Source organism: Paractinoplanes abujensis, assembly GCF_014204895.1.
GTDB classification, from domain to species: Bacteria; Actinomycetota; Actinomycetes; order Mycobacteriales; family Micromonosporaceae; genus Actinoplanes; species Actinoplanes abujensis.
The window spans coordinates 249,687-267,792 of record NZ_JACHMF010000001.1 but is presented as its reverse complement, the minus strand read 5'-3'; the positions used below and the strand labels follow the sequence as shown (position 1 = coordinate 267,792).

The following is an 18,106-nucleotide window of genomic DNA, read 5'->3' as shown; positions in this document are numbered from 1 at the left end:
CGGGTGGCTGCTAGGAGACGGTCTACCGTGAGGACTCTGCTGACGCCGTGCCGGGGCTTCCGGCGGCCCCACTGACCGCGTTTCGATGGGCCTCGCTTCCCTCGCGGTAGAACAGGTAACCGCCGTGATGGAGAACGTCGCCCTCGAAGCGGCCGTCGGCGGTGAAGCCGGAGTCGTCCCAGTAGTCGATGTGGTTGCCGTTCACCTCGTAGCGGCCCGTGTAGGCGCTGGCCCTGGTGCCGCGGGCCTCGTCGTAGCGGTTGTCCGGCAGCAGCTCCTGCCTGATGTGGTTGTCGGCGGTGACCCACATCCCCACGTACGGGTGGGTCCGGCCGGCCGGTGCGGTCTTGCTCGCGGCCAGCACCCCGGCGGTCGCGAGCAGCAGGGACGTGATCAGGAATTTGCGCATGCCCCCACGCTAGGTTCGCTCGCGCCCGCCGTTCAGGGTGTGCCGCACCCACCCAGTCAGCCCGAATGTGGCTGCCCGGGCCGGCGGGCTCAGCTCCTCGACCAGCTCGGCCAGGGTCTCCGGGCCGCGTGAGTTGCTGAGCACGACGGGGGAACCCGCCGCGACGACCAGCCGGGCCGAACCGGGCACCCGGGCCGCAGCAGAACTCGGCCGGCTGCGGTCCCGAGTGGCCGCCCGGAGGGAGAGCCGTCGTGGTCAGCCGGTCAGCCGGGCCAGGAAGCCCTTCTTGACCTCGCTCGCCCGTTGCTGCTCGCCGGCCAGCGAACTGACGACGATCAGCGCGCCCGTCAGCACCGGGACCACCCACTGCAACGCGGAAAGCTGCCGCTGCGCCTTCGAGACCTTCTCCGGAGTGCTGGCGGCGGGTTCGGTGCCGGCCAGCACGGGCACCGACTCCTGCTCGGCCACCTTACGACCGAGCAGCCGGCTGTACCCGGTCACGGCCAGCGCCGCCGCGGTCAGGCCCGTCTTGGCCAGCGCGGTCGAACCGGCCCCGCTCTGCACCGCCAGCCGTGACCGATTGCCGACGAGCTCGCCGACGCTGCCGACCAGGTGCGCGCCGATCGCCGCCGCGTTGACCGGCGTCCACTTGTTCCAGCCCGTGTTCGCCACACGTCCGCTGCCGTTCGCGGTGTCCGCCTCCGCGGACGCCGGGTTGAGGGCGACGGCGTTGGCCAGGGTGCCACCGAACCAGGCGGCCAGGCCGACGTCGTGCAACGAACGGGACAAGGTGTCTTTCGCCAAGGGGTCCTCCGTAACTCGTTTCCGACCCGCCCCGGCTACCCGGCCGCAGCGCGGCTACACCGCCCGAAGAGGTTCTCTCACCAGGTCTTTTGTTGAGCAGCAGCAGGTCACGCGCGGCCGGGTACGACCGGGCAGCGGCGTGCCGGGTCAACGCGGGGGCATCGTGAGGAAGGCCGTGGCGATCAGGGCCACCGAGTTGTCCTCGTCGCGGGCCAGCCGCCGCAGCAGGTCCTCGGTGCCGGGGATCTCGACCAGCGCCTGAGCCAGCCGGATCCGCACCGGGGCGTCCGCCTCCAACTCGGCGGTCAGCGCGTCGACGATCTCGCCGGCGTGGCCGTGCTCACGGGCCAGGATCGCCAGCGCCTCGGCCGCGTCGACGTCCTTCACCCCTTCGACGATCATCGTCACGAGCACGGGGACGGCCGCCGCCACTCCACGCGGGGCCAGAGCCAGAGCGGCGTTTCCCCGTACGAGGGAATCGTCGTCACCCAGGGCGTCGGCCAGCACGGCCGTGGCCTCGTCGCCGGGCAGACCGGCCACCGCGAGCACCGCGCGCCGCCGCACGTCGACGTGGCCGGACCGGACGCCCGCGGCCACCGACGGCAGCCCGTCCGCCCCGGCCCGGGCCAACGCCCAGCGCAGTGCGCCCGCCACGTTGGGGTCGGACTCGGTCAGCACCGCCCCGGCCAGCAACTCGACCGGCACCGGCACGTCCTCGGCCGGGGCCAGCACGGCCTGCTGGCGACGGGCCGCGTCGGACGAGCCCAGCCCGTGCATGAGCTCGACGATGCGGAGCACATCGGGCCAGCCCTCGGGCCGCGTGGCGTCGACCGCGCGCAGCCGCTGCAGCAGCTCCTGCTCGCGGTCGAGCCGTTCCTGCGTCCAGCGGATCAGGTCACCGACCAGCGCGGCCGGGGTGAACCCGGGATCCTCCAGCGCCCGGGCGATCTGCTTGAGCGACAACCCCAGCGACCGCAGGCTCTCCACGTGGAAGATCCGGCGGATGTCCTCCCCGGAGTACTCGCGGTAGTTGCCCACGGTGCGACCGGTCGGGCGCACCAGCCCGAGCCGGTCGTAGTGCCGCAGCATCCGCGTGCTCACCCCGGAGCGGCGGGCGACCTCACCGATCAGCATGCTGCGGGCCCAGCGCGACGATCCGCTTGGCCTCCTCGATCGCGGCGTCGAAGCCCGCCTCGGGGTCGCGCAGCAGCATCTCGGTGGCGCGAGCGTGCGCCTGCATCCCGGGGTCGGCCCGGACCCGCCGCAGCACCGGCACAACGACCTCGCCGCCCAGCGCGACCAGCGCGCGGCTCAGGCTGAGCTGCACGTTCCGGTCGCCCCGGCCGAGTTGTGCCGCCAGTTCCACCGCCAGCCCCTCCTGTTCGCCGTCGGGCACGAGCGCGACCGCCGTGCGCCACGCCGCCCGGGCCACCTCGTCATCGGGGTCGCGCAGCAGAGACGGGGTGAGCGCGGGCCAGGCCCGGCCGTCACCGACCTTGGACAGCGTATGCAACGCCTGGCTGCGGGCCTGCGCGACGGACGAACCGAGCTCGGCGACCAGCCGGGGCACGGTGAGCTCGGCCGGCAGCCGGGTCAGGGCCCAGGTCAGCATGTCGCGCACGAAGAAGTCGGGCTCGACGGCGCACCGGGCCACCAGCGCCTCCAGCAGCCCGGGGTCGGCCCTGGTGCCGACGGCCAGGGCCGCTTGCAGCCGCACGGACGACTCCTGGGCGCTCAGCGCAGAGACAAGGGTCATGGGAACCACCTCCAGCACCCCAGTGAAGACCTTGTCACAGTGTCAAGGTCAAGCCCGGGACGAGCTGGCTCGTACGGCGGATCCGGCGCTCAGTCCTTGGGGTGGGCGCCGATCTCCGTCTCGCTGACCCGGGTCGGTTCGAGCACGCGGTGCAGGAACTCGCGGGTGCGCTCCTCGCGGGGGCGGCCGAACACCTGGGCCGGCGGGCCCTGCTCGACGATCACGCCGGCGTCCATGAAGACCACCCGCGAGGCGACCTCCCGCGCGAACGCCATCTCGTGCGTGACCACCAGCATGGTCATGCCGTCGGCGGCCAGGCCCCGCATCACCGCGAGCACCTCGCCCACCAGTTCCGGGTCGAGCGCGCTGGTCGGCTCGTCGAACAGCATCAGCCGCGGATCCATGGCCAGCGCGCGGGCGATCGCGACGCGCTGCTGCTGACCACCGGAGAGCTGGGCCGGATAGGCGTCGGCCTTCTCGGACAGCCCGACCCGCTCCAGGTTCTCCGACGCGATCCGGTCGGCCTCGGCCCGGCCGCGCTTGAGCACGCGGCGCTGCGCGATCGTCACGTTCTCCCGTACGGTCAGATGGCCGAACAGGTTGAACTGCTGGAACACCATGCCGATGCCGCGCCGGACGGCGTCGATGTCGACGTCGGGGTCGGTCACCTCCGCCCCGGCCACCCGGATCCTGCCCGAGGTGGGCACCTCCAGCAGATTGACGCAGCGCAGCAGGGTCGACTTGCCGGAACCGGACGGGCCGATCACGCAGACCACCTCGCCCGGCTCGACGGACAGGTCGATGCCGCGCAGCACCTCCAGCCGGCCGAACGACTTGCGCAGACCGTCGATCTCGATCGTGGACATGCCGGTCACCTCTCCCTCGCCGCCCGGCGTTCCAGCCCCCGCACGACCTGGGACAGCGGAAGCGTGATGACCAGGTAGAGCAGCCCGGCCACGACCAGCGGGGTCGGGTTGACCCGCTGGTTGAGCGCGTCGCCGGCGAACTTGGTGAGCTCGATCGTCGACGACGTGACCCCCAGGACGTACACGAGGGAAGTGTCCTTGGTGAGCAGGATGATCTCGTTGGTCAACGGCGGGATCACGATGCGGAACGCCTGCGGCAGCACGATCGAGACCATCGCCCGCGCGTGCGACATGCCCAGCGTCCGGGCGGCCTCGAGCTGACCCTTGGGGACGGCTTGGATGCCCGCGCGCAGGGTCTCGGCCATGTAGGCGGCCGCGGTCAGGCCCAGCCCGACGGTGACCGAGCCGTAGACGCCACCCGGGATCTCACGGTCGGGAAAGGCCAGCGGCACGCCGTAGCCGACCATGAACAGCACCAGCAGGGCGGGCAGGCCGCGGAAGAGCTCGATGTAAGCGGTGGCGAACCAGCGGTACGGCAGGATCGACGACAACCGCATCAGGGCCAGGGCCAGCCCCACGGTCAGGCCGAAGGCGAAGGCGAGCAGCGTGTACGCGATCGTGTTGCGCAACGCGACAGTGATCGCCTCGGGGAACATGCTCCGGGCGACGTCGGACCGGAAGAACGCGTCGGACAGCCGGCCCCAGTCGGCGGCCGCGACCACGCCGACGATGACCAGGGCGAAGACGACATAGCCGGCGACGCGCAAGAGGCGTCGCCGGCGCCGTGGGGTCAGTTTCATGTGTTACGCGGCCGGCTTCTCGCCGATCCACTCCGCGTAGATCTTGTCGTACGTGCCGTCGGTGCGCGACGCCGAGATGGCGTCGTTGACCGCCTTGAGCAGCTCGGCGTTGCCCTTCTTGACGGCGAAACCGTACTGCTCGCCGGTGTCGAAGCCGGCCGTGACGACCGCCTTGCCCGGGTTGGCCTTGATGTAGTCGTTCCACACCGGCAGGTCGCCGACCGCCGCCGCCACCTGGTTGGTGGCCAGCGCCTGCTGCAGCGCGGCCAGGTCCTTGTAGGCCACCACCTCGAGGTCCAGGCTCTTCTCCTTGACCTGCGCCTTGATGTAGTCGTCGCCGGTGGTGCCGCCCTGCACGCCGATCCGCTTGCCCTTGAGCTCCTCCAGCGTCTTGACCTCTTTGCCGGGCAGCGTGTTGAGGGCCTGGGTGGCGTCGAAGTACGGGTCGGAGAAGTCGAGCACCTGCTTGCGCTCGTCGGTGATGGTCATGCCGGCCGCGGCCACGTCGCACTTGCCGGAGTTGAGGTCGGCGCCCGACTTGATGCCCTCGAACGGGGTGTCCACGATTTCCTGCGTGACGCTGAGCTTCTTGGCGACCAGGTCGATCAGCGCGACGTCGAACCCGACCACCTTGCCGGCGGCGTCCTTGGACTGGAACGGCGCGTACGGCAGGTGGGTGCAGGTGACGAGCGCGCCCGACTTGATCAGCTTGACGCCACCCTCGGTGGTGGTGCTCGTGTCGTCCTTGGCGCAGCCCGCGACGGCGCCGATCGCGAGCAGCGCCACGGCCGCCAGCCGGGCATGCTTGGCCAGGTTCATGCGTCTCTCCCCAAATCCCCGCGTGAGTCAGGACATGCTATTCCATTGCGTTCCCTCCCTATAGGCGACCGTACCGATAGGTGATCAAGGTCAAGCCGTCCACGCATCAGGCAGTCGGCGCATCTGACTTTCGGCTGATTTTTCGGCGGTGACCGTCTCGGCCGGAGGTGGGAACTTCTCCCGGGTTCGTGCCATCGCACAGAAACCTCACAGGATCCATACATCTCGACTCTTAGATGTGTCGGCAGCGGCCGCTCCACCGGTGGCCGCCCGACCGGAAGGACCCCATGACGGATCCGCTGAAGAAGCGACGCCGCCGCTCCCGCCTGATGACGTACGGCGCGGTGGCCGTGGCGCTCGGGCTGACCGCGGCCGGAGTGAGCGTGGCCCAGGCCGCAGCCACTCCGCCCACGCTGTCGTTCGTCGCCGCCACTTCCAAGGTGACCGCCGAGCGGTACAACTACGACGGCGAGATCTACTTCTCGTTCGACCTGGGCCTGCACGTGATCGCGGGCAAGGACCCGCTGGAGATCTGGGCCAAGCGCACCGGCTACGACAAGCCGATCGTGGCCGAGCGGACCGTGGTCAAGAACGGCAAGAAGACGAAGGTCGCGCTGCCGGCCGGGATGGTCACCGACTTCTCCGGCCTCAAGGACTTCACCACCATCAGCATCGCCGACCAGGCGGGCCGGGTGGTCACCGAGTACAAGACCTCCTTCTGCGGCAACACGTGGTCGTCCGGGCGCACCCGGCCCGACGCCCCCGCGGCGAACCCGTACCCGACCAGCTGCGGTGACTACAACCCGTTCACGCTGGGCGCCGTCTGGGGCGTGCAGGCGGGCTGGGACGCCGCCGTCGCCGACCAGCCGCGGCTCGCCGACGGACAGGAGTTCGACCTGCCGGTCGGCGAGTACACCGCCACCGCCACCGTCAACCCGGTCTACCGGGAGCTGTTCGGCATCCCCCAGAACCAGGCCACCGCCAAGGTCGAGGTGTCAGTGGTGGACGCCGAGACCGACCGGGCCGGCCTGGCCCGCGCGAAGGCGGCCGACGCCCGGGTGGCCGCGGTCGAGAAGCCGGACGAGCACTCGATCCACACCGCCGAGGGCGACGCCAAGCGGCAGGTCTCCGCGTACGTGCCCGAGCTGCGCGCGCCCGCGAAGCGCCCGACGCCGCTCAAGGCGACCCCGAAGGGTGGTCCGCGCCCCGACCTGCGGTCGCTGCCGGCGTGGGAGATCTCGCTGTCCACCGAGGACGGCAAGACGTACGTGAACTTCGGCGCCACGGTCTGGAACGCGGGCACGTCGCCGCTGCTGGTCGACGGTTTCCGCCGTACGGGAACCGATCTGATGGACGCGTACCAGTACTTCTTCGACGCCAAGGGCAACCAGGTGGGCAGCCGGCCGGCGGGCACGATGGAGTGGGACCCGCGGGAGGGCCACCTGCACTGGCACTTCACCGACTTCGCGCAGTACAACCTGCTCGACTCGACCCAGAAGCTGGCCGTGCGCAGCGGCAAGGAAGCGTTCTGCCTGGCCAACACCGACGCGGTCGACTTCACGATCCCGAACGCCAAGTGGCGGCCGGAGAACACCGACCTGTCGACGTCGTGCGGCGCCAACACCGTGATCGCCGTACGGGAGGTCCTCGACATCGGCAACGGCGACACCTACAGCCAGTACCGGCCGGGTCAGTCGTTCGAGATCACCGACCTGCCCAACGGCACCTACTACATCCAGACGCTGGCCAACCCGGAGAACAAGCTGGCCGAGCTGGACACCACCAACAACTCGTCGCTGCGGCAGATCATCCTCGGCGGCACCCCCGACAAGCGCACCCTGACCGTGCCCCCGGTCCACGGCATCAAGGGCTGACGTGAGCCGGCGCCCCGGTTCCTCCGCCAGGGGCCGGGGCGCCTCCGTAAGCGGAACGCATCGCCCGAAGCGACAGATCCGGTGACCGAGGGCGGTCCGGCCGTCGGCTGAGCGGTGGTTCAGGCGGCGCGCCGATTGCGCCATCGTGTGTCCATGCCCGACCGATCACCGGACCCGGCTGACTTCGTCGGCCGCGGGGCCGAGCTGAAGATGCTGGCCGAGCGCCTCGACCGGGTGCGGCAGGGCGCGGCCGCCACGGTGCTGATCGGCGGGGACGCCGGCATCGGCAAGAGCCGGCTGCTGAGCCGGTTCGCGGCCGACGCGCGCGAGGCGGGGGCGCGGGTGCTGACCGGCGCGTGCGAGGAGCACTTCGGTGACCCCATGCCGTACGGGCCGTTGCTGGAGATCCTGGAGGACTACAGCCGCGAGTTCGGGACCGGCGACGAGGCCTACCGCCGGTTGACCGGCTTCTTCGACCGCGGCGACCACATCTCCGGCCCGCAACAGGTGTTCGTCAACGTGCGGCGGATGCTGGAGGCCGTGGGCGAGCCGCTCGTGCTCATCATCGAGGACCTGCACTGGGCCGACCCGTCCACCCTCGATCTCGTGCGGCACCTGGCCCAGGCCCGGGCCGAGGGGCGCCGCCTGCTGCTGGTGTGCAGCCACCGCACGGCCGGTCCAGGCCCCGCCGACCCGCTGGGGCAGCTGCTGGCCAGCGCGAACTTCACCCGGCGGGTCGAGCGCGCCGAACTCGGCCCGTTCACCCTGGCCGAGGTGCGCGCGCTGCTCGACGACGGGCTGGACCCGGCGCTGATCGAACGGTGCCGCAAATGGTCGGAAGGCAACCCCTTCTACGCCGAGCAGCTGATCGCGTCGGGCGCGCTGAGCAGCCCCGAGAGCGTGCAGTTGTCGGCCGACCTGCAGTCGGTGCTGCTGGCCCGGGTCAACGATCTCAGCGCCGACGCGCTGCGGGTGCTGCGGGCCGCCGCGGTGGCCGGCCGCACGGTTAGCCGGCGACTGCTGCGCCTGGTCAGCAAGCTGGAGCCGGACGCGCTGGGCGCGTCGGTGCAGGAGTGCTTCAACCGGCAGATGCTGATCACCGGACGCGACGAGGACACGTACCGCTTCCGGCACGCGCTGTTGCGCGAGGCCGTCTACACCGCGACCGTCCGCGACATCCGTGTCGACCTGCACACCGCGATGGCCCGCGCGCTGTCCGGCGACGCGAGCCTGAGCCTGGCCGAAGGGTCGGCAGCGGCCGAACTGGCCCTCCACTGGTATCAGGCGGGCAGCTGGCCGGAGGCGTTCGCGTCGGCCGTGCGGGCGGGCGACGAGGCCATGCGCACCTTCGCCTTCACGTCGGCCGAGGTGCAGTTCGACCGGGCCCTCACGCTGTGGTCACGGGTCGCCGATCCGGGCGTGCCCCGCGTACGGCTGCTGGTCGCGGCGGCCGAGGCGGCCCGCTGGTCGGGTGGCGCCGACCGGGCCCTGAACCGCATCGAGGCGGCCATCGCCGAGGCCGGCCCCGACCGGCCCGACCTGATGGAGCGGCAGGCCACCTATCTGTGGGAGACGGGCCGCCGCCAGGAGGCGGAGCTGGTCTACCGCGCGGCGGCCGGGCTGCTCGACGGGTCACCGGCGTCGGCCGTCAAGGCACGGGTCCTGGCGGCTGTGGCGCTGGCCCAGCTGCACGCCGGGAAGTACGCCGAGGGCAAGGAGACGGCCGAAGGCGCGTTGCGGGTGGCGATCGAGGCGGGGGCGCGGGCCGAGGAGGGCCGGGCCCGCAACGTCTCCGGGCTCGCGCACGGCATGCTGGGCAACGTCGGCGAGGGCGTCGAACGGCTCAACCAGGCCATCACGATCGCCCGCGCCGAGAACCACCTGGAGGACCTGCTGCGGGCCTACGCCAACCTGGGCCTCATCCTGGAGACCGCCGGCGACCTGCGGGAAGCGGCCGAGGCGTCACAGACCGGCCTGGCCGAGGCGCGCAAGCTCGAACTCGGCAACACCACCCAGGCCATGATCCTGGCCAACAACGCCGGCGTAGCCCTGGTCATGCTGGGCGAATGGGACGCCGCGGAGACGATCCTGGCCGAGATGCTGCTGGACCGGTCGCCCGCCGAGAGCGTCTATCCGCGGCTGACCCTGGCCGAGGTCAAGGTGGCCCGCGGCGACTACGACCGGGCCCGTGAGCTGCTGGCCTCGATCGAGACGGTGGAGAACGGCGACCCCCGGTTCCTGGGCCCGCTGCACACCATCCGGGCCCTGCTCGCGCTCGGCTCCGGCGACCTGCCCGAGGCCGGACGCGAGGTCGCGCGGGGCGTAGCCGCCCTGCACGACGGGGAGAACAGCCTGGAACGGCTGCGGCTGTGCGCGGTGGGCCTGCGCTGCGCGGCCGACCTCGCCCGCAGCGACCGCAAGCTGGCCATGCAGGTCGGGGATCAGCTGGCCCGTGAGGGTTTCGAGGCCCGGCCGGCCGAGTCCACGCCGGAGACCGACCAGCTCGTCCGGCTGTGCCAGGCCGAACGGCAACGGCTGCGGGGCACCGGCACGGCCCTGATGTGGCAGCAGGTGGCCGAGGGCTGGGACCGGCTGGACCGGCCCTACGAGGCCGCCTACGCCCGCCTGCGCCAGGCCGCGGCCACCGGCGGCACCCGCGAGCCGCTGCTGGCGGCGCACCGGGAGGCCACCCGGCTGGGCGCGGAGCCCCTGCTGGCCGACGTGGTGCGGCTGGCCCGGGAGTTCCGCCTCGACTTGGCCGACCGGCCCTACGGGCTGACCGAGGCCGAGTTCGAGACCCTGCGGCTGCTCTACGACGGCGCCGACGCGGCCGGGATCGCCCGGGCCCGCGGGGTCTCCCAGCGCACCTCGGAAACCCAGATCCGCCGCGTCTACCAGAAGATGGATGTCCACAGCCAGGCACAGGCCATGGCCAAGGCGCGCGCGGACAACCTCTTCCCGTAGGCCGTCCCGTCCGTCAGAGGCAGGCATGACGCGAAAAGCCCTCCTGATCGGCTCCCAGACGAACGGCCTGGCCGGTGTGCTCAACGACGTCGAGGCGATGGCCGCGGCCCTGGAACCGCGGGGGTTCCACGTCACGCGGCTGGTCACGCCGGCCGCCACCCGCGAGGCCGTCCTCGACGCGTACGAGAAACTCATCGTGGACGCCCGCCCGGACGACGCGTTCGTCCTCTACTACAGCGGGCACGGCGGGCGGGCCCGGGCCGAGGACGGGCCCGGCCTGCCGTTCATCGTGCCCGACGACTTCGACGACACCGGCGACTTCCGGGGCATCACCGGCGTCGAACTGTCGATCCGGCTGGCCCGGCTGACCGAGGTGGCGGGCAACGCCACAGTTGTGCTCGACTGCTGCCACGCCGCGCACATGTCACGGCAGACCGAGATGCGGGTCAAGGCGCTGCTGCGGTCGCCGGAGGGCCAACTCGGCTACGACAAGGTCCGGCAGCACAACGCCCGCGTGGTGGCCGGTCTGCGAAGCGACCCGCGGTCGTTGATCAGCAACCCCTACGCCGTACGGGTGGTGGCCTGCTCGCCGTCCGAGTCGGCCTGGGAGACCACCAACCGCGACGGCGTCGAGATGGGGCTGCTCACCGACGCGCTGACCCGGGCCCTGCGCGGCCACCAGGGTCTGCGGGTGAGCTGGTCCACCCTGATCGACGCGGTCCGCCGGGAGGTGCAGGACTTGCAACCGGTGCAGCGGCCCGAGGCGGAGGGCCCGTCGGCGCGGGCCCTGTTCGAGACGGCCGACCTCGACGTGCTCAGCTCGCTGCCCGTGGTGGCCGTGACCCCCGACCGGATCCAGCTGCTCGGCGCGCCACTGCTCGGGGTCGAGCCGCACGACGAGTTCACGATCATGCCGGCCGCGGCGACGGGACCGCAAGACGGGCCCGCGCTCGGCACCGCCACGGTGACCAGCGTCCAGCCGACCTCGGCGACCGCGCGCCTGCAGCCGGCCCACCCCGACCGGGACCTGCCCGCCGACGCCCGCGCGCACCGCACCCGGGCCGCCGCCTCCGCGCTGCCGGTGCGGCTGCCCCTCGGCCACCCGGCGGCCGCCGAACTGACCCGGGCCATCGACCTGCGCCCGCTGCTGCGGCCCGACCCCGCGGCGGAGGTCGCCGTGGTCGCCGACGAGCAGGGCCGCCTGGTGGTGCACGACAAAGTGGGCCCGCTGCACCAGCCCTACCCCGCGACCGCGGTCGGGATCAGCACGATCATGGGTAACCTGCAGCGCATCGCCCAGGCCACCGCCGTACGGCGGCTCGCCGGTGACCCCGGGAAACCGCTGACGCACGACGTGCGGGTCGAGTGGGGGCGGGTGCGCGACGGGCGCGAGGAGCCGCTTCAGCCGGCCGGGTCGCTGCTGTTCGCGGACGACGACGAGCGCATCTACATCCGGCTGCGCAACGCCGGCGACCGGGCGATGTTCGTCTCGCTGCTCGACGTCGGCATCGCCGCGCGGATCGAACCGCTCACCGCGGCCGACCCCGGCGGCATCCGGCTGGCCGCGGGCGAGACCTACACGTACGGGTGGGACGACGACCGGCAAGTGCTCACCGGAGTCAGCGTGACCTGGCCCGACGGCATCGGGAAGGACGTCCCCCGGCCCGAGACGGTGCTGGTGCTGATCAGCGACGGGCCGGTCGACGTGGGGGTGCTGCGCCAGCAGGGCGTACGCTCGGCCGCCGCCCCGGAGTCCCCGCTGGAACGGGTGCTCGGCCAGATCGCCACCGGCGCCACCCGCGAGATCGGCGACGCCACCGCGTCCCGGGTCCGCTACGCCGTCGTGCCCATCGACTTCGTGGTCAGCCCGACCCCGCCACCCCGAGCCGAGACCGCGCCGTTCCTCGTCGACGACCGGCCCCAACAGCCCGTACGGCTGCTGTCGGCGCGCGGCGCGGCCCCGGGCCGGGTCGCCGTGCGCATCGGCGAGCTGATCGTGCACCGCAACCGGGCGCTGGGCAGCGCCGACATCCGGGTCGACGCGATGGTGCTGACCAACGGCACCGGCGGCGCCCCCGCCTACCACGCCGAGACGATGCGGTTCAGCAACGTGCACGACGGTGAGCGGCTGCCGCTCGACAACGCGCTGATCTACCACGGGCCCGCGGTCGACTTCCTCGACATCGCCGTGTGGGTCTCCCGCGACACCACCGGCAGCCTGGCCCTCAGCGCGCTGCTGGAACAGCGACTGACCAGCGGAGACCTCCAGGCCGCGGTCGTGGCCGTGCCCGTGCCGCAGGCCGCGGTGGCGGTGGCGGTGGCCGGGGCCACGGCGATGCTCGTCAACACGGCGTACGAGCTGCTGCTGGGCGTGGTCGGCCGCAGCGTCGGGCTCTACCGCACCTCGCTGCTGGCCCAGGAACAGTTCGGCCTCGGACGCCACCAGCGGCACCCCCAGGATTTCTCGTTCACCTTTTCGATCGAAGGAGTAGACGCATGACCAAGAAGCTCATCCTCGACGGCCGGGAATGGGGCATCGCCGACGCGGACGCCGACGGGGTGGCCCGCCTCGTGCGCGACGCGATGCTCAACCGCATCCCGGTCGAGCTGACCGTGTACGACGCCGACGAGAACGCGGTGACCTTGTTCCTCAACGGCGCAGCCACCCCGAGCGTGGTGCTCGACCTCAACGCGGGGCCCCGGCCCAGCCAGATGTCCTGATCAGACCCCTCGTACGTACGCGGCCGGCCCTCCCGCCGGCCGCGTACGTATTTCTGCGCAAGCGGCTCGCGACATCCGTATTCGATCTCCGCCGATCCCCATGCTCTGGGGCAGACGCCGAGATCGGATCAGAGGAGTTGTCGTGGCCGCTTCACGCTCGTCCCTGGAGGTCCGCCTGCTGGCCGGCCAGGGCCGCCTCACTGAGGAGTTCCGGACCGCGACCCTCGAGCGGCAGCGCTACCTGCGGGAGGGTGCCGGCGAGATCGTCCTGCCGCTGCTCTTCCTACGCGTCACCCGGCCGCTGGAGCACCGGCGCGGCCACTACCGCTGCGCCCGCGGGCTGAGCGGGCTGACCGCCGAATGCCTGGACCGCTTCCACCACGACCTCGACGCTGTGATCGACCACCTGTTCGCCCGGGCCGGCCGCACGCCCATCGGCAGTCTCGAAGCGTGGCTGACCGCCCGCCTGCACGCGGCCATGGTGGACGGCTACCGCCGGCGCCGGGGTGCGCTGGGCGCCGCCCAGCGCCCCCGCGTGCCGGCCTGGCTCGCCCTGGCCCTCGGCCACGACCGCTGGCTGTGCGAACTGGCCGTGGCGATCCTCGAGTGGGCCGGCACCGAAGCGACGGCGGGGTTCTCGCTGTGGCCCCTCACGTCGTGGGCCGACCGGCGGGCCACCCGCACCGGCGACCACACAGCGGGCGAGGCCGTCGTGGCCCGTGAGGTGGAGTTGGTGCTGGCCGCGATGCGCCGCCGCCCCACCTGGTTCGACAAGAACGTGGAACGCCCGCTGGGCCGCAAACAGGCGCCGGTCTGGACCCCCTCACGCAGTGCCGACGGCACCCACGCCGAGCCCGACCCGGTCGTCGCCGAGCCCCACGAGCGCGCCGACGCCCGGCTGAGCGAGTTCGCGGCCCGCGCCGTCGAACTCATCGTCAGGCGTCTCGCACGCGGCGAGGACCCGGCCACGGTCGTCTTCGAGGTGCTGCACACCGTGTTCGGCGACCCGTCCGCCGCGAGCGACCTGGACCAGCCCCCGGGCGCCGGCGAGAGCGGCCCGGACCAGGTGATCAGCCTGATCAACGACCCCGAGCACTTCGAACGAATCGTCGCCCGGGTGCTGGCAGTCGTATCGGCGGCCTGACCTATGGTCTCAGCTCCTTTCGGGCGAAGAGCCGCGACGCCCCGGTTCAGCGGCGGATGAAAAGGAGGCGCTCCGCGGCCAGGCTGACCTTGCTCGCCTTGAAGCCGGCCGCCGCGATGGCCTTGCCCAGCGAGTTCTGCGCCGAATACCAGTAGGGCAGATAGAGGCGGGCGGACGGGGCGAGCGGAGCGCCGACGATCTGCTCGACCTCTCCGAATGACAGGGTGACGGGTCCGTCCGGGGCCTGGTCGAGCAGCCAGCGGGTCAGCGGAGAGTACTTCGTACCGCCGATGCGTATGGCGTCCGTCTCCACCTCGGCCTCGTCGGACGCCTCCTCGATGATCCCCACCACCTCGGCCGGGACCCGCAGCGAAGTCAGCCGGGCGTCGTCGCGGTACACCGACGTCAGCATCGGCGTCACCGGCCCCGGAAGAATCCCTTCGCTTTCGAGATCGGCGGTGATCCGGGCGGTCGGCCGGGTGAAGCCGCGCAGCATGCGCTCGTCGTCGTACCCGCACAGCTGGTAGACCGCGTCCCGGGTGATCGTCCCGCCCAGGCGCGCGGCCTCGCCGATGACCGAGACCAGATCTCGCCGGCCCTCCCGCCCCAGCCTCGACAACAGCTCATCGACCGCCCGTGGCGTCCAGGACACCACCTCGGCCTGCGGGAACTCGCGGTCGGCGTCGTCCGGAGAGCTCGGATCGATCTGGACGTCGAGAGCCGAGGATCGCTTGAGCAGGTCGCTGGGCCGCAGCAGGAACAGGCGGCGCCCGCCGCTGAGCCTGTGGAACTCCTCGGTCATCTCCTGCCGGGGACCGATCGGCACTCCGCGGTTACGCCACCACCAATCCTCCTTCTCGTCGCCCGTGACGATGATGAGGTCCAGGCCGCGGCGTACGGCCTCCCGAACAGATTGCCAATACACGAGGAAGTCGCCGGCCGCACCCTCGGGAAGCTGGTCGGCTTTGCCCAGATCGAGGTAGCCCGGCGGAACCTGCTCCTCCGCCCGGGCCTGACCCTGGGCCACTAACGCGTTCCACTCCTCGTCCGGCGGCCTCGGCAGGACTCTGCCGGCCACCAGGGTGTTCAGCCGGCTCAGCACCCGGTCGTCGACGGCCGGGGTGGCCGCATGGACGTGTGCCGGTTCGGCTGCGTTCACCGCCTCGGTGAGGCGTGCGAAAACCTCTGTGACCTCGTCGCGCAGGCGCTGCAGCTCCGCATCACCCAACGCAACCTGCTTGGCCCACCCGTTGAGGGCCTGAGACGCCGAGGCCGCGCTCTTGACCAGTGCGTCCCGCACGTCCTTGGTCGCCTTCTCCGGGTTGCCGATGACGCCGAGGCGGTTGCGGTGGAACTCGCGCATGCTCTGGTGCGGCACGACCAGCCGGTCGCCGATCCGCTCGAAAACGGCCAACAGGTCCGTAGTGGTCTGGGCGTTGTAACGATAGAGGTTGAGCAGAACGTTCGCATCGATGGCGACCAGCGCGGACGTCAGCGCCGACTCCACTTCGCCGGCCGCCACGACCCGATAGCCCTCGAACCCGTCGAAGAGGCCGACCATGACCACGTCCAGCTGAGACGAGGTCATGCCGCGTTCTCCTCGTTGCGACGGTTGACGTAGCCCCGCAAAGCATCGATGGACGTGAAGACCTGATAGCCGAGCTCGGCCATCCGGGCGAAGTCGCTTCCGGCGTCCAGCTCCAGCACGACCGGACCGCCCTGACCAGGCTGAAGTCCGGCCGGCCAATAGGCCTCGGCGATCGCGAGCACCTTCGAGGTCTCGGGGTCGGAGATCTCGGCGTCCAGGTCTGGCGAAACACAGCCGAGCTCGGCCAGGTCAGCGATGAGCTCCTTGACCAGGCGGGCACGGTCGTCGTCCTCGACGTCCTCGTCGACCGCGACTGCCAGCAACGGCTGCCCTTCCGTCGCGGCCCGGACCCCGTCGCGAAGCTCGGCGAGGAAGTTGTTGGCCGCGCCGGCCAGCAGATCCCGCCGGGCGGCCAAGAAGTCCCGATAATTCTCGATTTTCCAGAGTTCGCGGTCCATGGGGATCCACTGCGACTCCAGCACACCGGGGTGCTTCGCGGCGACCTCAGCGAAGTAGTCCGACGGGGTTCGCTTGCCGATCGCCAGGTTGGTCTGCTGCGTCAGGAAACAGAAGTTCGCGACGGCGTTGACTTCGGCGCGGTCGTAGCCGTGCTTGTACAGCACTGCCTTGGGGAAGATGTGGTGCACCTGCAGGGAGGACAGGTTGCCGAGCATCTCGCTCTTCAAGGCGAGGCCGGAGCCGAAGTCACGCGCGCCCAGCACCCGGGTCAGCAGGTAGAGCAGTGGGTAGAAGCGCGAGCCGCGGCCGAAGCCCTCGAAATCCTCGCCCTCGATGGTCAGATCTCCGCCGCGCCATCGGGTCAGGTTGGCAATGAGCCCGTCGATGCCGCCGCGGCCCAAGGCCTCGTAGTCCTGGGTGAGGACCGTCTCGGTGGACCCCGCGAAGCGGCCCCACAAGGCGGACTGCACATACCAGAACAGCATCTTGTCGCGCTCTGCGGCGTCCTCGAACGCCCCGCCCTTGAGGTGGAGGAAACGCGAAACCACGGGAAAGGCGTACCGGCCCATAAGAACTCGATTGTGGTCCAACCCGAGCCGCCCGGACACGGCGTCGAGGAACGTCCCGATGTGCTTGCCGGAACTGGACAGCGAACCGGCGAACTTGTCCGAAGTGATGCCCTCGAGCGCATCGAACTGGGCCCGGCCGGTCGCGACGGCGTTGACATTGCGCAGAAGCCAGTCGAGATTGAAATCGAATCCGGCGAGCTTCCAGGCGCCCAGGTGGCTGCGCATCGTCGCGCGTGCCTCAGGCCAGTCGGCACAGATCTTGGCCAGCGCGAGGTCACCCTTCGACAGCTTGGTGCCGCCGGAGTTGACCTTGTTGAAGATCTCGACGACCGCGTCGATGCCTTTGTCAGCGCCGGTGATCTTCTCCTGGTGGAACTGACGTTCGAGAATCATCCGGAGCCGGCTCAGCCGTGCGATGTAGTCGGCGAACCGCGGCATGATCGACGGCTCCGAGTTCAGGATGGTGATCTGTTTCTCGAGGCCGTCCACGAACAGCGAAGTGACATCGATCCACCGCACATCACCGTGCATCTTGACCGGCGCGTAGAACTCGAAGGTCTCGTCCTCGACGTGGAAGCGCAGACCGCGAAAGGCCGAGGCGTCACCCTCGAAGAAGGCCGGCTCGTGGCCGCGAATGATGCCGTACAGCGAGGTGATGCGCTGCTGTCCGTCCAGCAGAAGCAGCTTGACTCCGCCGGCTTTGGTCTCCGCGCCCCGCACCGACCCTGGATCGGTCTCAGCCTCCCAGACGAGGAGAGCGCCGACCGGATAGCCCAGATACAACGACCGCATCAAGCCACGGACCTGATCACGGTTCCAGACGTATCCGCGTTGGAACTCCGGCAGGAGCATCGTTCCCGAGTCGATCTGGTTGAGGATGGCGCTCAGCTGGCTCACGGCCGCAGCTTAGGCAGGAGCCAGGCGGAACGCCTCGGGCGATCGGTCATCTATCCAGAAAGGCTCCGAGGTGCGCACCTCCCGAAATGGGGGTCAAGCCCGCGTCACGAGTGGGCCGCCCTCGAGGAACTCGACTCGTGTGCCGGTGAGCAGCGGCTCCTTCGCGTCGTGGAAGCGCTTGACATGGTCGGCGTCCTCGTGGGCCTGGAAGGCCTCACGGTCTCGATACACCTCGTAGAAGACTCGGGCCGGCGGCTCCCCCGCCACGGCGTGGGTGGCGTAGGTGAGCGTGCCCGGCTCGTGCTCCTCGATCGCCCTCACCACCTCGGCGGTCAGCTCGTCGAACCGTTCGGCCGCGGCGAGATCACGACAGTCGAACCTGACTACCAGTGCGAACATGCCTCGACTCTACGAGGCAGGGGCCATTGCTGGTTTG

Annotated in this window: 16 protein-coding genes; 5 read left to right on the top strand and 11 right to left on the bottom strand. The window is 70.9% G+C overall.

From position 1 onward, the window contains the following. Positions 1-22: 22 nt before the first annotated feature. From BKA14_RS00925 to BKA14_RS00890, 8 genes are all read right to left on the bottom strand, one after another. Positions 23-409 (bottom strand): Atu4866 domain-containing protein, encoded by a 387-nt coding sequence (locus BKA14_RS00925; RefSeq protein WP_184949045.1) that lies wholly within the window; start codon positions 407-409, stop codon positions 23-25. 9 nt (positions 410-418) lie between these two features. After that, a complete protein-coding gene (locus BKA14_RS44855; protein WP_308441434.1) occupies positions 419-598 on the bottom strand; it encodes a hypothetical protein in 180 nt (59 codons plus the stop codon). 66 nt (positions 599-664) lie between these two features. Then, positions 665-1,213: a hypothetical protein gene (locus BKA14_RS00915; protein ID WP_184949044.1), complete on the bottom strand. Its 549-nt coding sequence runs from the start codon at positions 1,211-1,213 to the stop codon at positions 665-667. A gap of 147 nt (positions 1,214-1,360) precedes the next feature. Continuing rightward, the gene (locus tag BKA14_RS00910) at positions 1,361-2,347 is read right to left on the bottom strand and encodes a MerR family transcriptional regulator (RefSeq protein WP_184949043.1); all 987 of its coding nucleotides are present in this window, start codon (positions 2,345-2,347) and stop codon (positions 1,361-1,363) included. Beyond that, the gene (locus BKA14_RS00905) at positions 2,334-2,969 is read right to left on the bottom strand and encodes a HEAT repeat domain-containing protein (protein WP_184949042.1); all 636 of its coding nucleotides are present in this window, start codon (positions 2,967-2,969) and stop codon (positions 2,334-2,336) included. Before BKA14_RS00905 ends, BKA14_RS00910 begins: the two co-directional genes overlap by 14 nt. Before the next feature lie 89 nt (positions 2,970-3,058). Continuing rightward, a complete protein-coding gene (locus tag BKA14_RS00900; RefSeq protein WP_184949041.1) occupies positions 3,059-3,835 on the bottom strand; it encodes an amino acid ABC transporter ATP-binding protein in 777 nt (258 codons plus the stop codon). Between the two features lie 5 nt (positions 3,836-3,840). Continuing rightward, a complete protein-coding gene (locus BKA14_RS00895; protein ID WP_239092836.1) occupies positions 3,841-4,602 on the bottom strand; it encodes an amino acid ABC transporter permease in 762 nt (253 codons plus the stop codon). Positions 4,603-4,638: 36 nt separating this feature from the next. After that, the gene (locus BKA14_RS00890; protein WP_184949039.1) at positions 4,639-5,454 is read right to left on the bottom strand and encodes a transporter substrate-binding domain-containing protein; all 816 of its coding nucleotides are present in this window, start codon (positions 5,452-5,454) and stop codon (positions 4,639-4,641) included. 287 nt (positions 5,455-5,741) lie between these two features. On the opposite strand from BKA14_RS00890, the gene BKA14_RS00885 reads away from it, so the two are divergent. The 5 genes from BKA14_RS00885 (at position 5,742) to BKA14_RS00865 (ending at position 14,157) form a co-directional block, all read left to right on the top strand. Next, a complete protein-coding gene (locus BKA14_RS00885) occupies positions 5,742-7,328 on the top strand; it encodes a lysyl oxidase family protein (protein WP_184949038.1) in 1,587 nt (528 codons plus the stop codon). Between the two features lie 153 nt (positions 7,329-7,481). Beyond that, on the top strand, positions 7,482-10,292 hold the full coding sequence (locus BKA14_RS00880) for an ATP-binding protein (RefSeq protein WP_184949037.1): 2,811 nt from the start codon (positions 7,482-7,484) through the stop codon (positions 10,290-10,292). 25 nt (positions 10,293-10,317) lie between these two features. After that, a complete protein-coding gene (locus BKA14_RS00875) occupies positions 10,318-12,792 on the top strand; it encodes a caspase family protein (RefSeq protein ID WP_184949036.1) in 2,475 nt (824 codons plus the stop codon). Then, a complete protein-coding gene (locus BKA14_RS00870) occupies positions 12,789-13,013 on the top strand; it encodes a hypothetical protein (RefSeq protein ID WP_184949035.1) in 225 nt (74 codons plus the stop codon). Before BKA14_RS00875 ends, BKA14_RS00870 begins: the two co-directional genes overlap by 4 nt. 142 nt (positions 13,014-13,155) lie before the next feature. Continuing rightward, the gene (locus BKA14_RS00865; RefSeq protein WP_184949034.1) at positions 13,156-14,157 is read left to right on the top strand and encodes a hypothetical protein; all 1,002 of its coding nucleotides are present in this window, start codon (positions 13,156-13,158) and stop codon (positions 14,155-14,157) included. Positions 14,158-14,203: 46 nt separating this feature from the next. Here the strand turns inward: BKA14_RS00865 and BKA14_RS00860 are convergent, their stop codons facing one another. From BKA14_RS00860 to BKA14_RS00850, 3 genes are all read right to left on the bottom strand, one after another. Next, the gene (locus tag BKA14_RS00860) at positions 14,204-15,745 is read right to left on the bottom strand and encodes a PIN-like domain-containing protein (RefSeq protein ID WP_184949033.1); all 1,542 of its coding nucleotides are present in this window, start codon (positions 15,743-15,745) and stop codon (positions 14,204-14,206) included. Beyond that, positions 15,742-17,670, bottom strand: coding sequence for a GmrSD restriction endonuclease domain-containing protein (locus tag BKA14_RS00855; protein ID WP_184949032.1), 1,929 nt, complete (start codon positions 17,668-17,670; stop codon positions 15,742-15,744). Before BKA14_RS00855 ends, BKA14_RS00860 begins: the two co-directional genes overlap by 4 nt. A gap of 93 nt (positions 17,671-17,763) precedes the next feature. Further along, entirely contained in the window at positions 17,764-18,069 is a 306-nt protein-coding gene (locus BKA14_RS00850; RefSeq protein ID WP_184949031.1) for a putative quinol monooxygenase, read from the bottom strand. Positions 18,070-18,106 lie beyond the last annotated feature (37 nt).

Coding starts and splice junctions, on each gene's coding strand:
- BKA14_RS00860 (WP_184949033.1), bottom strand. CDS start 15,745: ATGACCTCGTCTCAGCTGGACGTGGTCATGGTCGGCCTCTTCGACGGG.
- BKA14_RS00880 (WP_184949037.1), top strand. CDS start 7,482: ATGCCCGACCGATCACCGGACCCGGCTGACTTCGTCGGCCGCGGGGCC.
- BKA14_RS00885 (WP_184949038.1), top strand. CDS start 5,742: ATGACGGATCCGCTGAAGAAGCGACGCCGCCGCTCCCGCCTGATGACG.
- BKA14_RS00850 (WP_184949031.1), bottom strand. CDS start 18,069: ATGTTCGCACTGGTAGTCAGGTTCGACTGTCGTGATCTCGCCGCGGCC.
- BKA14_RS00890 (WP_184949039.1), bottom strand. CDS start 5,454: ATGAACCTGGCCAAGCATGCCCGGCTGGCGGCCGTGGCGCTGCTCGCG.
- BKA14_RS00910 (WP_184949043.1), bottom strand. CDS start 2,347: ATGCTGATCGGTGAGGTCGCCCGCCGCTCCGGGGTGAGCACGCGGATG.
- BKA14_RS00905 (WP_184949042.1), bottom strand. CDS start 2,969: ATGACCCTTGTCTCTGCGCTGAGCGCCCAGGAGTCGTCCGTGCGGCTG.
- BKA14_RS00900 (WP_184949041.1), bottom strand. CDS start 3,835: ATGTCCACGATCGAGATCGACGGTCTGCGCAAGTCGTTCGGCCGGCTG.
- BKA14_RS00925 (WP_184949045.1), bottom strand. CDS start 409: ATGCGCAAATTCCTGATCACGTCCCTGCTGCTCGCGACCGCCGGGGTG.
- BKA14_RS00875 (WP_184949036.1), top strand. CDS start 10,318: ATGACGCGAAAAGCCCTCCTGATCGGCTCCCAGACGAACGGCCTGGCC.
- BKA14_RS00870 (WP_184949035.1), top strand. CDS start 12,789: ATGACCAAGAAGCTCATCCTCGACGGCCGGGAATGGGGCATCGCCGAC.